This window comes from Alkanindiges hydrocarboniclasticus, from assembly GCF_001982605.1.
Taxonomy (GTDB): domain Bacteria; phylum Pseudomonadota; class Gammaproteobacteria; order Pseudomonadales; family Moraxellaceae; genus Alkanindiges; species Alkanindiges hydrocarboniclasticus.
In genome coordinates this window covers 1-14,092 of sequence record NZ_MLCN01000039.1, presented here as the reverse complement: position 1 = coordinate 14,092, position 14,092 = coordinate 1, and the positions used below count along the sequence as shown (strand labels likewise).

The following is a 14,092-nucleotide window of genomic DNA, read 5'->3' as shown; positions in this document are numbered from 1 at the left end:
TAAATACAAATGAACTAGCTAATAAAAATACATCTGCAGGCCAAATATTTATTTCTGGATATTTAGCTCTTAGGATTGCAAATAACATTGCTAAAATTTGAAATATAATCATTACAGAAAACCAGATTTTTGATTTTTTTCGATTCTTTTCTGCATTTACATTATAAAAATCTAGTTGATCTTGAATCCTATGTTTAAGATAAAAATCTTTTCTTTCCTCAAAATTTTGATTTCGAATAGTTTTCATTTCACTAGTTATATAATTTATATCTGATCCAATATGACAAAAATCTTCAGATAATTGTTGGTGTTCTTTTAATAAAGCATTTAATTTATCTATAATATTGTCATCCACAACTTTAGCTTCTAGTTGTAAAGAAAATGGTTCAGCACCAGTAGCATATTTAAAAGATATAGATTTCACTGACTCTGCGAGTGCCCTAGATCTATACCAAGTTTGGTCTTTTTTAGATAGTACTAAGTAAATGGTAGCAAGTATTGAAAAAAATATTAAAGCTGCACTAGTAAAGGCAAAATTAGAGCTCGTTAATCCAAAAAATCCTAATACAGCACTTACTAAGCTCAAAATAAAAGTTAATTTAATATTTAATAGATAATTTTTCTGAGAAGAGTCTGATAAATTATCAGCCTGATAAAACAATGTGGGAAATTTAAGAACTTTATTCATCATTCAAGACCTAAAATTTTTTTATAACCTAATCGTTCATAGACATGAGATAAATAGTGATAATTATCATTAGGTTTTTTCGTATGATCTTCCAAGGCGAAAGCAAGGATATCTGGCGAGAATGGAATAAAGACAGCACCTACATTTTTTAAAGGCTCAGGAGTCAAAAAATTATTAATACGTCTTCCATCATGATGATTTCGATCAAGATTGACAGCAATAATTCTACAATTTTTTTCTAGAGCTACTTCAATCTCCCACTCTACAAATGTTTTCTTAAATCTAGTATCTTGTCCAATCAAAGATATAAAAGTTCCTGCCATATTTATTCTTTCTCGGCATAATCTTTTTATATAAGCTTCATTAGTGGAATTAATTGCAGTATGCAACTGGCAATCTGAGAAGTTGAAGTCGAATCGAGTATTAGCTTTCCATGCTTTCATTAAATGATAAGAACGAATATCACTACTACTAAAACCTACAAATGCTCTTGGTAAGCCCATATAAAAGACCAGGTATTTCAAAATGTTATTTATATCAGATGCATTACAAATCTTCAATTTGATATATCTTATGGAAAAATTTAAATAAATTCACTTAAATGGAGGTTTCTTTCATAAGTTAAGAATATCTAAAATTAACATAATACAACTTATACGAAATGCAAATTTTATTCCTTTAAAAATCAATTTCTTATATACTATTGAAAAGCCCATTCACCCTCGAATGGGCTTTTTTAATGATTTATCACGTTCCACGCTTACTATTTGAACAATGTTCCACGGTTTTGATTAGTATCAGTGAACAATGAGCTTATCCATTCGGCAAGAAAAAACGGCTCAGGAACCCCCTTTTCGGTGGCTCCGGTTCTACATGATCCGGCACTGGAATGCGCTTGTTTTCTTTTTGGTCATCAGTAGTCAATCCGTCATCTTTCGGATCAGGTTCTGGTTGAAGATCCGTTGCTATATCCTGGTTAGACTTCTGATCGGTAAACTTAGTCATATTGGTTTGTGGGGGCTTCATTTCAATGAGTGTAAGCAGCGTATCGATACGAGCATTTGCTTTGGTTTCTCTATCTTCTGCTTTTTCTAATTGTTTCTTTAAAAAATCGATCTGATTCTTGAGTTCTACAACTGTATTATCACTGTATTCAGGCGTATTTGTGTTTTGTGTTTGAGACGTATCACTACGTTTTAAGTGTTTTACGCTAAAAGGCTCACCATAGACACGAAGTAATTCTGAAAAATCGATAGAACCATCATGATCACGACTTAATACCCCGTTTTTTATATCTTTATAGATCGTTGCTCTAGATTTTTTATACAGTGTTGCAGCATCACTAACACTGTATTTTGTACTTGTTTTCATATTGTATTACTGTGTATTCACGATACGTATTGGAGAATACAATAAGTGTATTCTCCAATACACTCAAGGTTTAAAGCCTAAGTTTTTTAGGTGAGGTAAAAACTGTTTTTGTTGTTTTGGATCTTTCAACCTATCTTTAATTGTTACAGCTAAATCCTCATAGCTTTCACCTTGCTTTGCTAGATGCGATAATTCATGTAAACGAGAAAGTTGATTTCCAAACATATTAATTTGAGCATCTGTTAGTTTATAAAATTCTTTAGGTATATCTGTATTCTGATGACTGATACTCTTAGCTTTTTCTTTAAATGAAAAAATAAGACTGGTAACTTTACGACCAGTTTTTTTCTGTTCATAAGTGACATTTAAAGGGCTGTATTCGTTTATTTGGTCTATAGCAGTATCAATTACTCGTTTCTTGAAATCTGCGAATAAAGGGTACTTTTTACCGAGCTCTAACATTGTCCGTAAATTCTCAACTGAAATTTCACGTTTACCTATTTGTCGATATTGAACAAGTAGCTCGTAAATGCGAATACCGTACCCACTATTGATCCCAGCGATGTCTGATAGAGCATATTTGGTGAATTCTCTACTTAAATTAGAGATAAAAGGCAGAATTGGTTTTGAAAAACGAATACCAATGACACTTTGACTATCTAGAAATTGGATTTCTTGTACCCATCGCATTTTTATAGATTTATCATCAATACTGAGGTTAATAGATCTTTCATAGAGCCTATTAATACCTTCCTTTAAATCTCTGTATGCTGTTTTTTCATGTACACCTAATTGCTTTAACTCACTGATACTAACAGGATATAGCTCATCATCTGTAATAGGCTGGTTTTTTGGAATACGTGAAATGGCAGCTAAGACAATTCGTTGTTCTACGGCACTTAATTGATACGATGCTTCTATTACTTGATTTGATTTTACAACGTGATTTTTATTCAAAACAAAACCATTAATTTTTTAATATATGACAAATATATACTTGTCATAGTTAGTAGTCAATCCGTCATAGTTAAGTAGTCAATCCGTCATAGTTAGTAGTCAATCCGTCATAGTTAGTAGTCAATCCGTCATAGTTAAACTCTGAGACCCTTACTGTATAAGGCATACAAAGGACTGAAAAGATTTAAAAGATTTAAAATATAATTAAAAAGAGCAAATTAAAAAATTGCCCTATGTTTTCGCTTCGCTCAAACTCTATTGAATCTCGCTTTCGCTCGATTCGCGGGGCAATTTTTAGTTAATGTTCTCGTGACTTTGAAAAAAGCAAAAGCAACTCGGAATTCGCTTCGCGCATAAGCTTTTTTACTCGCTACGCTCGGTTTAGAAGGCAAACTGAGAAAGTTCGCACCCATTCGGGATGCTCTGATTCTGAGTTCTTGACTTGTAGGGGAGCTTGTAATCAGGGAAAGGAATAAGCAAATTTTCTGAGTTCGCTCGTAGACACTCGCTCTAATCATTCCTCTTAATAGCAAAAAAAAGCACAAAGCGAACGGAGTGTGAGCGACCAGGAAAGATCTAAATCTCAAAACGTACTCCCTCTGATTACCAGCTCCCATCTAAACTTTTCCGTCAGTAGCCGAGGCATCCCGAACGGGTGGCGACTCCCCTTTTTGATACACGTAAACAGTGGCCAAGCTTCTCAGTCGTCACTACCTATAAGTAGTGACGACTAGGGAAATGCTTACTATAGTTACAATTAAACACAAAATATTCAATTATGGATGCGTGATGAAATAAAAATTGCTGATATATTAAACAGACTTTTCATGTCTTTCATACATTTTCCCTGCTGACCTTTTTAATATTTTTCAGCTTAAATCTTAAATATTTACCGGAGATCAAATACTTAAAACCTAACTCATCTTTATATGCAGCCTTGGTTTCTATTTATAAGTATTCAAAAATTGAGTTTTAAAAAATTTCGATTTTTTAAAACTATTTCTTGAGCTTTTTTATCGTTTCTTACTCTTTATAGTCTGATTCTGATAAACATTTATTAAACATATTTTTTTAAATGGCTCTTAACACTTACCTGTTAAAACGGATCTCTAAAAATGGCTACATTAACTGATTTAAAAATTTTCCCTGTTATTCATATCAATAAAGAAACTGGCGAACAGGAAACGCATTACGACCTCAATTTCTTGCTGGATTCTGTAACTTTTAATATTCCTGCTAAGAATATTAAAGATATTAAGTTAATGGAAAATGGCACTGGGGGCCTGAATTATTTTAGTTTTCAAGGTGCTTGCGCTACGCTTCGAGAATTAGACTTTAAAGCACTTCAAGACGAAATGCTTAATGTTTTAAATGCTGAACAACAAGCGTGGGGTTTAACTGAAAATTCAGATTGATGCCTTTTTGACTGCGTAGCACCTCCTGTATGAAGGTGCTGTACTCGTCAAAAAGGCATCTTATTTTGGTGAATCTATGACATTGGAATATCAATTTAATCAGCTCTGTAATAAGTTCAGAGAAGGTTCACATGCTACACAAGCCAACCGAAAAGCAATGCTGAAAATGTTTGCCGAACAACTGGGAAAGCTCGGTTATAACGTCAAGACAATGAAGCCCAGTGATTTAAAAGGTCGGCACGTCAATAAGTTGCTTGATCTCTGGCGAAAAGATGGCGTTAGCTCTGGAACAATAAAAAATCGGATGGTTGCTGTAAGGTGGTGGGCTGAAAAAGTCGGCAATAGTGGTGCTGTAAAAGATAATTCAACTTATAAAATAGAAAATCGTGTTTATGTGACCAACGAAAATAAATCTATCTCTTTAAAAGATTTAGATTTGACTAAAACTGATCCAAACATAGCGCAAAGCTTACGTTTACAAGATGCTTTCGGACTGAGAAGAGAAGAAAGCATGAAATTCCAACCAGAGTATGCTCTGGATGGTCAAAAAATTGAAAATGCTAAATATATCCGTTTAAAAGACAGTTGGACGAAAGGTGGAAGACCTCGAACGATTCCAATAACCAACGAAAAACAACGTCAAGAACTCAAAAATGCCTACGCCCAAGCAGTGAAAAATGGCGGTTCCATGATTCCAAAAGAAAAAAGCTATAAATCCCATAAAGCCAATTTTGAAGCGATAACTCATGCTCTAGGTGTGGGACAAACGCATGGTTTAAGACATGGCTACGCTCAGACCAGATACCGTGAACTAATGGGCTTCGATTGCCCTGCTGTAGGCGGTTCTCGTTCCTTGTCTGCTGACGAGAAAGTAAAAGATAAAGAAATCCGTATGTTAATTAGTGAAGAATTGGGACATAGCCGTATCAATATTACGTCCGTGTACTTGGGTTCATGGAGTAAAAATTAGATGGGTGTTGCATCAGAAATAAGATCAAAATTGCCGTTGTGTGGTCGTTGTATTAATTGCAAATTATTGATTTGGAATGATAAAGCGGAGCTAAAATCTACTCAAAATTTAATTAAATTCAAGAGTCTAGAATCATCTTATTACTATACTGTTCGCTGTTCTTGGCTTAAAAGCCCTGTTGCTGAGCCACAATTTTTGGATGTTTGCGAAGGTCGACAGGAACATAAATGACATTCAAAATTTTATTGCTTTTGCTACCCCTTGTCGCAGTTGCTCTTTTTGCTGTGACATATGTTGTGACGAACTTTATAGTTTCTGAAACCTTTGGAAAAATAAAACAAAATGAGTTAGATGACATAAAAAAAATGGCTGCTAAGTTATCATTAATCCCATTTTTCATTGTCTTTACTGGTTTTGCATATTGTTTGAAAGCATATTTCGATCTTTCCAATTTGCATTTCATCATTCTTTCTTTATCTGCAGCCATATTGTTTTTTTTAGCGATGTACTTTGGCTCTCAATTTATTGATCAAAAAAATATTGATCAGAAGCGAAAAAGTATTGAAAAAAAGGAATCTGCTGAGGGGCTTGGAACGCTTTTAGATGCAGTTGAATTCACACAAGATGTTGGAACCCCTTTAATTTCTTATGTTTTAAATGGTCAACTTAAGGAACCTGTTTGGGAAGCAATAAGGGTTACTAACGAAGATCGAGGAATTATTTTGGGGGCACCTGGTTCGGGTAAAACTACTTATCTTGTGGCACAAATTATTGACTGGATGAGGTCAGGGCAAAGCTTTGTTGCAACTGATATCAAGCCGGAAATTTGGGCTATCTTGAAATACAACAATATTTTTGAGCAATTTGGCTATAAAGATTGGGTCTTCAATCCAACTGATATCAATGCAGATCACTATAATTTATTTTCAGAGTTGTATGATTCAGCGGAATTTAATGAAGTCTTAAATATCATTGTTCCTGATACAGATTCAGCAGATGCAAAAGTCTTTAATGACAATGCAAGAAGGCTGCTAAAAGCAGTCCTCATTGAATTGGGATCTCAAGCATCCTTACCCAATGCCCAGCGTTTTATTAATTCAATGGACGATAACACAGAACTGTTAAAGACATTGCGACAGTCGGGCAATGAAACAGTTTCAAGTATTGCTAAAGACATTACACGTACAGCAAAGAGTGATAATTTACTTGCATCGATCATGACAGCAGCTTCAAAAGCATTTGATTTTCTTGATGATGAAAGGATTAGAAAATCAATCTCAGATAATGCCGAGGGCTTTTATTTAAAAGATGTTCTCATGAAGCCAAAGCAGGCGGTTTTTTTGCAATTTGATCAGCAATATAAGAGTTCAACTAGCACGCTCTTTGGTGCAACTGTGGCCCATATAATGCGTATTTTACAAGCGAATCAAAACCGTGGGGCAGTATTCCTCGCACTTGATGAAATTATTAATTGTGCGCCTATCCCCAAATTCACTGATTTGCTCAATACGATACGTTCTGCAAATATGCCTACTTTCCTATATTTTCAATCATTAGAGGGCTTAAATCGCTTATATGGAGCCAATGCGGATAAGTTATTCTTAGGTTCGAGCAATTATAAGGTGGTTTTTAAGATTGGTGATATTTCGACGGCTGAAGAATTTAGTAAGCTAATTGGGAAAACTGAAACAACCTATTACAGCTATTCTGAGAATATTGGCCAAGGTGTGAGCAGTAATGAAACGAAGACTCAAAGTGTATCATCTAGCTATTCAGAAACGACAAGGCTTGAATATATTATCGAGCCTGATGCACTGATCAAATTGCCTGAACATACGGCTGTAGTAACGTATAATGGTACGTTTGGGACTTTGGAAATGCCAAAGTATTGGGAGTTTTTTGATACTCCTGTACGCATTAAAAAGGCTAGTCCGAGTGACTATTTGAACTACAAAAAAACGGCTATATAGCCGTTTTTTGTTATCTGGTGGGTACTAACAATTGAATTTCGTATAAGAATTTTTATGTTAAATAATTAAAAAATATGTTAAATAACAATCTCTTAATTATGAGGGATAAAAAGTGTCTTTAGAAACATCAGATTTTTTACAAGCAGATGATATTAATAAAGTATTTCAAGTAGTTGATGCAGTTGCATTAGGTTCTACTAGTGATGAAGATATAGAAAATTACTTGGGTTTAAACTCAGGTTCAAGACAAGGCCGTTATTATCGCTTGGCTGCTGAGAAGCTAGGGTTAATCATTAACTTCGCAAACAATGCAAGTTTAACGCCTACAGGTCAATTATTTAGTAATTATTCTCTGAATAATAGAGCTTTATTAGCCCAAAATTTAATTGCAAGCTTACCAGTCTTTTCTACAGTTATAAGCCATTTCAGAACAAGTGGTCAGATTAATATTGAAGATTTAAGAGCATATTTTATATCTATCTATCCAGGTGAGGAATCTACAGCATCACGTAGATTTAGTACATTTATGAATTATATTCGTTACCTCGGGTTACCTGTTCAGTAATGAATTGAGTATAAAACACATAAAAAAATGTGTTAAACACATTTTTTTATGTGTTAAAATAATCTAAAATATTTTTAGATTTTTAATATGCCTTATTCAGAATTCCAGCGATTAATTGGTAAAGCAGGTCTTACCATTAAAGAATTTGCTGAACTATTGGGGATGAATCCCAACTCTATAACTAACTATCATAAAGTTGGTTTTGTCCCTTCACATATAGCCATTATCATTTCTTTAACTTCTTCAATGAAAGATCAAGGTATAGATTTTTATGGAATTTTTGAAAAAGTAAAAGAATATAATTGTGGTACTAATGAGGGGGAAATAGTAAGTGAATAAACCTCTTTTAGTAAACTTGAGTGATGCAGTACCACAAAAAATTAAATGTAAGCCGATTCTTAAATGGGCTGGTGGTAAAACACAAATGTTGGACTCAATTTTACCTAGATTTCCAGATGCTTATGGAAAGTATATTGAGCCTTTCTTTGGGGGAGGAGCAGTCTTTTTTGCATTACAGCCTGAGAATGCTGTAATTGCTGATAGTAATCCTGAACTAATTAACTTATATCGTACAGTTGCAGATGATGTTGATGCTGTAATTGTTGAGTTAAAAAAATTCGAAAATACCGAAGAAATGTTTTATGAGGTTCGTTCTCAAGACTGGGAGAATTTATCTTCTGTGGAAGCTGCTGCTCGAACAATTTATTTAAATAAAACTTGTTTTAATGGTCTCTATAGAGTGAATAAAAAAGGACAATTTAATGTTCCTTTTGGAAAATACAAAAATCCTAAGATTTTAGATGAGGATAATTTAAGAGCAGCTTCTATTTTATTATCCAAGGCACAAATTGTTTGTTCTGATTATTTGGACGTTTTAGAAAATTTTGCTGGTCCAAACGATTTGATTTTTTTAGATCCTCCTTATGTACCTATTTCAGAATATTCAGATTTTAAAAGATATACTAAAGAACAATTTTATTTAGAAGATCATGAAAACTTAGCTAAAGCATATAAAGCTTTAAGCGATAAGGGAAGTCATGTTTTTTTGACTAACTCTAATCATTCTATAGTTGAAAATCTTTATCATGGATTTAAGTATGAAGTTATCCAGACAAAAAGACATATTTCATGTGATTCGAAAACACGAAAAGGTGAAGATGTAATTATCTCAAATACTCAAAAAAATGAGAAATTTAGTTTAAATTTGGAAAAAATTGCAACATTACCTGAGAAAATAAAGTTATATCCTTCAACAAGATATATGGGTTCTAAGCAAAAATTGCTACCTTATATTTTGGGTGTCGTTGAACAGTTTAATTCACCAATATTAGTAGATTTATTCTCAGGCTCAGGAATAGTCAGCTATTTGTTTAAAACCTTGGGTAAGCAAGTAATAACAAATGATTATATGAATATGTCGCACACTTTCACAAAAGCGATGGTAGAGAATAATCATGTGATTTTAAATAATGAAAAAGCCAAATCATTGTTAGTAGAAAAGTATCCGATAGATGATTTCGTCCAGAAAAAATTTAAGGATTTATATTTTTCTGATGATGAGAATCTGTTGATTGATATTATTCGATCTAACATTCCGAAGCTTGATAATGAATATGAACAAGCGATTGCTAGAAGTGCATTGATTCGCGCGTGTATGAAGAAGAGACCTCGTGGAATTTTCACATATACCGGTCATCGTTATGATGATGGAAGAAAAGACTTGGTTTTGACATTAGAAGAACAGTTTTTGAATGCTGTAGAAGCAATTAATCAGTCTATTTTTGATAATCATCAATCAAATATTTCATACCGAAAAAATGCTTTAGACGTTGAATTACCTGATAATTGTTTGATTTATATGGATCCTCCTTATTATTCGACATGCTCGGATAATGAATATGTTAGAAGGTACCATTTTGTAGAAGGGCTATCTCTGGATTGGAAAGAAATTGAAATTCAAGAGCATACTAAGACAAAGAAATTTAAATCGTATCCAACACCTTTTTCATCTCGAAAAGATGTCTATGTTGCTTTTGATAAGCTATTTGAGAAGTATAAGGAAAATATTCTTCTTATATCGTATTCATCTAATAGCCTTCCAAACATGGATGAAATGTTAGTTATGTTGCGTAAATATAAGGAAAACGTAGATGTGATACCAATAGATTATAAATATTCATTTGGTAATCAAGCAACTAAGGTTGGGGACAATCGTAATACAGTTCAAGAGTATTTATTTGTAGCTTACTAAAGGAAAAAAGGAATAAAATCTTATTTTTATTCCTTTTTTTTATAATTATGAGCACGTGGCTTCTTGGAAATACAACAGTTCGTAGCCCTTTCAGACTGATTGATGGGCTAAAAGTTTTTGCTTTAACTAATGGGGATATTAGAGGGACAAAGGAGAAAGAATTAGTATTCTGCAAAGCATTGGTTGAAGGTGGAATTATTAGTTCTAGTTTTGAAGCAGAAGATACCTCTGGTTTTAGTGATACAACATATAGTGTTGGTAGAAAATGGCGTTCGGCGTTAGAAAAATTGGGATTTATAGAACAATTTAATCAAATTTATATTTTAACTGAAAATGGTAGGAATCTTCTCAATAGTCAAACTTTACAATCTGATCAAGAATGCTATTTAAGATCATTAATTTTATATTCTTATAAGGCTGAGAATTCAGACAATCCAGGTGGTTTCTTTTCACCCCTGATGTTGACCTTGCATATCATGAAAGAGCTAGAGATTAGGACAGGAAGTAGTAGAATCTCCTTTCAAGAAATGGCAGCAGTTATCCAATTAACATTTAGTTATTTAGATATAAATCAATCTGTTAATGAAATCCTTACTATCAGAAGTAATAGACAAGCATCTCTATCAAAAAAGAAATTTGATAGAGAACTATATGAGTCAAAATCTTCTAAAGCAAAAATTAAAGCTCCTAGTATCAAAGACTATGCTGATACTAATTTAAGGTATTTAAAATCTACAGGTTTATTTACTGCCTCTGGTAAGGGTATCTGTTTTATTGATGATAAAAAAATAGTCATTGATAAGCTAATAGCAATGTATGGAACCTTTGATATAAGTCAATCAGATTTAAAAATTCAGAAAGGTGCCCCTTTACCAACAGATCATAAAGAAACAAACATATTATTGGTCGAGCAATTAGAAGAGACATTAAATAGAAATAGAATTTTATTTGAAAAAAATAGTTCTATAGCACAAGCTCCAATAGGTGAAATCAAAAATTATAGATATCATCTAGAAGAGTTACTTTTTGAAAATAATGAGAAAAAATTTGCTGAAAATCAAAAGAATGAATGGGATGAAATTCTTGCTTATATGGATTTACTAATTTCACCTAAACCAATCTCAATTGAGATTGCTGATAAAGAGATTTCTATTCCGTCCGGAGAAAGACCAGCATATTTTGAATGGGTTTTGTGGAGAGCGTTTTTAGCTTTAAATCATTTAATCATTGAGCCTCAACAATGCCGCCGATTTAAAGTCGATCAGGATTTTAAACCTATCCATAATGCTCCTGGTGGTGGGGCTGATGTGATCTTTGAGTATGAAAATTTTAAAATTCTTGGAGAAGTTACATTAACATCAAACTCTAGACAGGAAGCAGCTGAAGGTGAACCTGTAAGACGACATATTGCGGTAGAAACGGTGAATACGCCTGATAAAGATGTCTATGGTTTGTTCCTTGCACTTACTATTGACACTAATACAGCAGAAACATTCAGGCATGGTGCTTGGTATCATCAAGAAGAACTTATGGATGTGAAAATTCTGCCATTAACTTTAGAAAGTTTTAAAAAATATTTGGAATCATTAAGAAAGAAAAATCAAGTGGAAACAGGTATTTTTGACTTAAAGAAAATGATGGATGAAAGTTTAAAATTGCGAGAGACATTAACGGCTCCACAATGGAAAAATGAGATTACTAATAAATTTGCTAGACCTATCTAATTGGTTAGCTTTCCTAAAATTAACATAATACACGTTATACGAATTCCCAAGGCATGGCTTTTAGTCATGCTTTTTTTATCAAAAGAGTATAGCTGAATGATAGCGAGCCAAATCGCATACAATATCTATCATTAGACTTAATGCAATAATTAAATGATATTGTTATCATTAATCTAATAGAATTAAGATTAAATGATAGAAATGAATACACGTATTTATCTACGAGCTTCAACTAAAGATCAAGATGCAGAAAGGGCTTTGCAGATTCTTCAGGATCTAAACCAAAACTTGAATTTGGGTGAAACCATTGTGTACGTGGAAAACTATAGTGGTACGAAGTTAGACCGACCTGAATTGAATAAGCTACTGTCAGAAGCAAATCAAGGTGACACCTTGTTAGTTGAAAGTATTGACCGCTTATCACGCCTAACCCAACGAGATTTTCAAGAGCTGAAGCGCAGGATCCAGGAGAAGGGACTTCGTTTAGTCGTAGCGGATCTTCCTACTACCTACCAAATGATTCAAACCAGTGACAGCATTACTCATTCAATCCTGGAACTCATCAACAATATGTTGATTGATCTCCTGGCAACAATGGCTCGCCTAGACAATGAGAAACGTATAGAACGTATTAAGCAGGGCCTGGCACGTTCGGGTTACAAGCCAACAGGTAAGAAAGCCAATGAGGCTAAGCACAAACGAATAAAAGAATTGCTAGCAGCTGGCAATATGACTAAGGAAGAAATTGCCAAAGCAGTGAATTGTGGAGTTGCAACTGTCTATCGAATTGCTAAAGTTATCTAAAAGCGGACATTTTTATTGGTGAGAATATAGACACTTTAAATGGTTTCTAACAAAAGAAGTTCGTATAAGAGATTTTATGTTAAATAAAAAAACTGTAGAAAAGATCTACATTTATTATTTAACTTGTAAATCTATTTCCTTGATGGGAATTTCAATTCTAGCTTCAGCTAAAATTACTCTAGGTACGAAATTTGCTAATTCTATTATTAAAAAATCTTCTGTAATGGAAAAAATAATATTTTCCTCATTTATATACTGAAAATATTCTGTCAAACCTTCAAAAGTAGTATATTTTTTTAATAAAATTAACGTTTCGTCCCAACTTCGATAATCTTTAAATAGATTATTAAATTTCAATGTTCTTAAGGGTGGAATTTGGAAATTAATGGATTTTATATAAGTATTAGGGTGCACTCCACCAAAGTAAGAGTTTATTGAAATACATATGCTTATAATGTTATTTGATATGAAAACTATATTTCCAATAATTTGCAAATCAAAACTTGAACTTCTCATCACATCTGATTCAAAGTATTCAGGATCTTCTAAAACGAAATTTCTATACTCAAATATCTCTTCTATAATTTTTCCTTGAATTACGTTATTTATTTCATTCGCATCAAAAAAATGATTATCAATAAATTCAGGAAATTCACAGAGGAAATCAATTTTGAAATCGTTTATGTTAAATTTATATCTATTTTCTTGATTAATATAAGTATCATTTATTGAATTAATTTTATGGTTTTCTTGAAAATATTTTCTACGTTGTAAATTTAGGCTATCAAGAATTTTTTTCTCAAAGTACACATCATCAATAAAAATATGTTGTATATGCTTGAAATTTATATCTTTAAGGTTATCTTCTAAAGCAATGGGAACAATATAAATATCATTATTTAACTTATATTCCATTAAGCTTCTTGCAAGTTTATATTCTTTTTGAATATATCCTCTTTTTCTTAATGAAGTAGTCGAAACTAAAATAATAATAAAGTCAGCGGCCGAAAGATTTTCCTTTATTTCTAAATCCCAATTCTGTCCTGGTAATAACTTTTCTTTATCTAGCCATGGTTCATAGTTTGTACAATTCAGGAAGTCGTAAATTTTTTTTGCACTGTTGTAATCTTCACTAGCATAGCTAATAAAAACCTTATTTAAGTTTTGATCTGTTGGGATGGACATATTATAGACTATCCTGTCTAGCTAACCATTGCGTATGCTCTCGAGAAAATGCATTTTCACTATCTGCTACAAATATCTCAAATTCTTTATCATCTGAAATATTTAAAAATTTCTCCTTAATTTTAGAAATCTCAAATGCAGTGAGTCTATAGCTAGCGGATAACTCTCTATGTTTTTTAGTAACCAACCAAG

General features: G+C 32.8%; 14 protein-coding genes. 8 read left to right on the top strand and 6 right to left on the bottom strand.

The features are described from left to right. From BKE30_RS13475 to repM, 4 genes are all read right to left on the bottom strand, one after another. Positions 1-691, bottom strand: a 691-nt coding sequence (locus BKE30_RS13475; RefSeq protein ID WP_143253743.1) for a DUF4231 domain-containing protein, incomplete at its 3' end; no start/stop codon positions are given. Continuing rightward, on the bottom strand, positions 688-1,191 hold the full coding sequence (locus tag BKE30_RS13470) for a TIR domain-containing protein (RefSeq protein WP_070070059.1): 504 nt from the start codon (positions 1,189-1,191) through the stop codon (positions 688-690). The genes BKE30_RS13470 and BKE30_RS13475, both read right to left, overlap by 4 nt. Before the next feature lie 310 nt (positions 1,192-1,501). Then, positions 1,502-2,059, bottom strand: coding sequence for a plasmid replication DNA-binding protein (locus BKE30_RS13465; RefSeq protein WP_076879100.1), 558 nt, complete (start codon positions 2,057-2,059; stop codon positions 1,502-1,504). 63 nt (positions 2,060-2,122) lie between these two features. Further along, positions 2,123-3,016 (bottom strand): replication initiation protein RepM, encoded by an 894-nt coding sequence (gene repM / locus BKE30_RS13460; RefSeq protein WP_076879099.1) that lies wholly within the window; start codon positions 3,014-3,016, stop codon positions 2,123-2,125. A gap of 1,115 nt (positions 3,017-4,131) precedes the next feature. On the opposite strand from repM, the gene BKE30_RS13450 reads away from it, so the two are divergent. From BKE30_RS13450 to BKE30_RS13410, 8 genes are all read left to right on the top strand, one after another. After that, positions 4,132-4,431 carry a hypothetical protein gene (locus BKE30_RS13450; protein ID WP_076879098.1) on the top strand — a complete coding sequence of 100 codons (300 nt, stop codon included), beginning with the start codon at positions 4,132-4,134 and terminating at the stop codon, positions 4,429-4,431. A 76-nt stretch (positions 4,432-4,507) separates the two neighbouring features. Continuing rightward, a complete protein-coding gene (locus tag BKE30_RS13445) occupies positions 4,508-5,401 on the top strand; it encodes a phage integrase N-terminal domain-containing protein (protein ID WP_076879097.1) in 894 nt (297 codons plus the stop codon). A gap of 227 nt (positions 5,402-5,628) precedes the next feature. After that, the gene (locus BKE30_RS13435) at positions 5,629-7,371 is read left to right on the top strand and encodes a type IV secretory system conjugative DNA transfer family protein (RefSeq protein WP_083698585.1); all 1,743 of its coding nucleotides are present in this window, start codon (positions 5,629-5,631) and stop codon (positions 7,369-7,371) included. A gap of 112 nt (positions 7,372-7,483) precedes the next feature. After that, positions 7,484-7,936, top strand: a complete 453-nt coding sequence (locus BKE30_RS13430) for a DUF7226 domain-containing protein (protein WP_076879095.1) — start codon at positions 7,484-7,486, stop codon at positions 7,934-7,936. An 87-nt stretch (positions 7,937-8,023) separates the two neighbouring features. Further along, positions 8,024-8,275, top strand: a complete 252-nt coding sequence (locus BKE30_RS13425; RefSeq protein WP_076879094.1) for a helix-turn-helix domain-containing protein — start codon at positions 8,024-8,026, stop codon at positions 8,273-8,275. Further along, positions 8,268-10,187 carry a Dam family site-specific DNA-(adenine-N6)-methyltransferase gene (locus BKE30_RS13420; protein WP_076879093.1) on the top strand — a complete coding sequence of 640 codons (1,920 nt, stop codon included), beginning with the start codon at positions 8,268-8,270 and terminating at the stop codon, positions 10,185-10,187. Before BKE30_RS13425 ends, BKE30_RS13420 begins: the two co-directional genes overlap by 8 nt. 47 nt (positions 10,188-10,234) lie before the next feature. Continuing rightward, positions 10,235-11,911: an AlwI family type II restriction endonuclease gene (locus tag BKE30_RS13415; protein WP_076879092.1), complete on the top strand. Its 1,677-nt coding sequence runs from the start codon at positions 10,235-10,237 to the stop codon at positions 11,909-11,911. A gap of 192 nt (positions 11,912-12,103) precedes the next feature. After that, positions 12,104-12,715: a recombinase family protein gene (locus BKE30_RS13410; RefSeq protein ID WP_076879091.1), complete on the top strand. Its 612-nt coding sequence runs from the start codon at positions 12,104-12,106 to the stop codon at positions 12,713-12,715. Positions 12,716-12,829: 114 nt separating this feature from the next. Here the strand turns inward: BKE30_RS13410 and BKE30_RS13405 are convergent, their stop codons facing one another. Continuing rightward, the gene (locus tag BKE30_RS13405) at positions 12,830-13,900 is read right to left on the bottom strand and encodes a toll/interleukin-1 receptor domain-containing protein (RefSeq protein ID WP_076879090.1); all 1,071 of its coding nucleotides are present in this window, start codon (positions 13,898-13,900) and stop codon (positions 12,830-12,832) included. 1 nt (position 13,901) lies between these two features. Beyond that, the coding region (locus BKE30_RS13400; protein ID WP_143253742.1) for an SLATT domain-containing protein at positions 13,902-14,092 on the bottom strand (191 nt) is incomplete at its 5' end.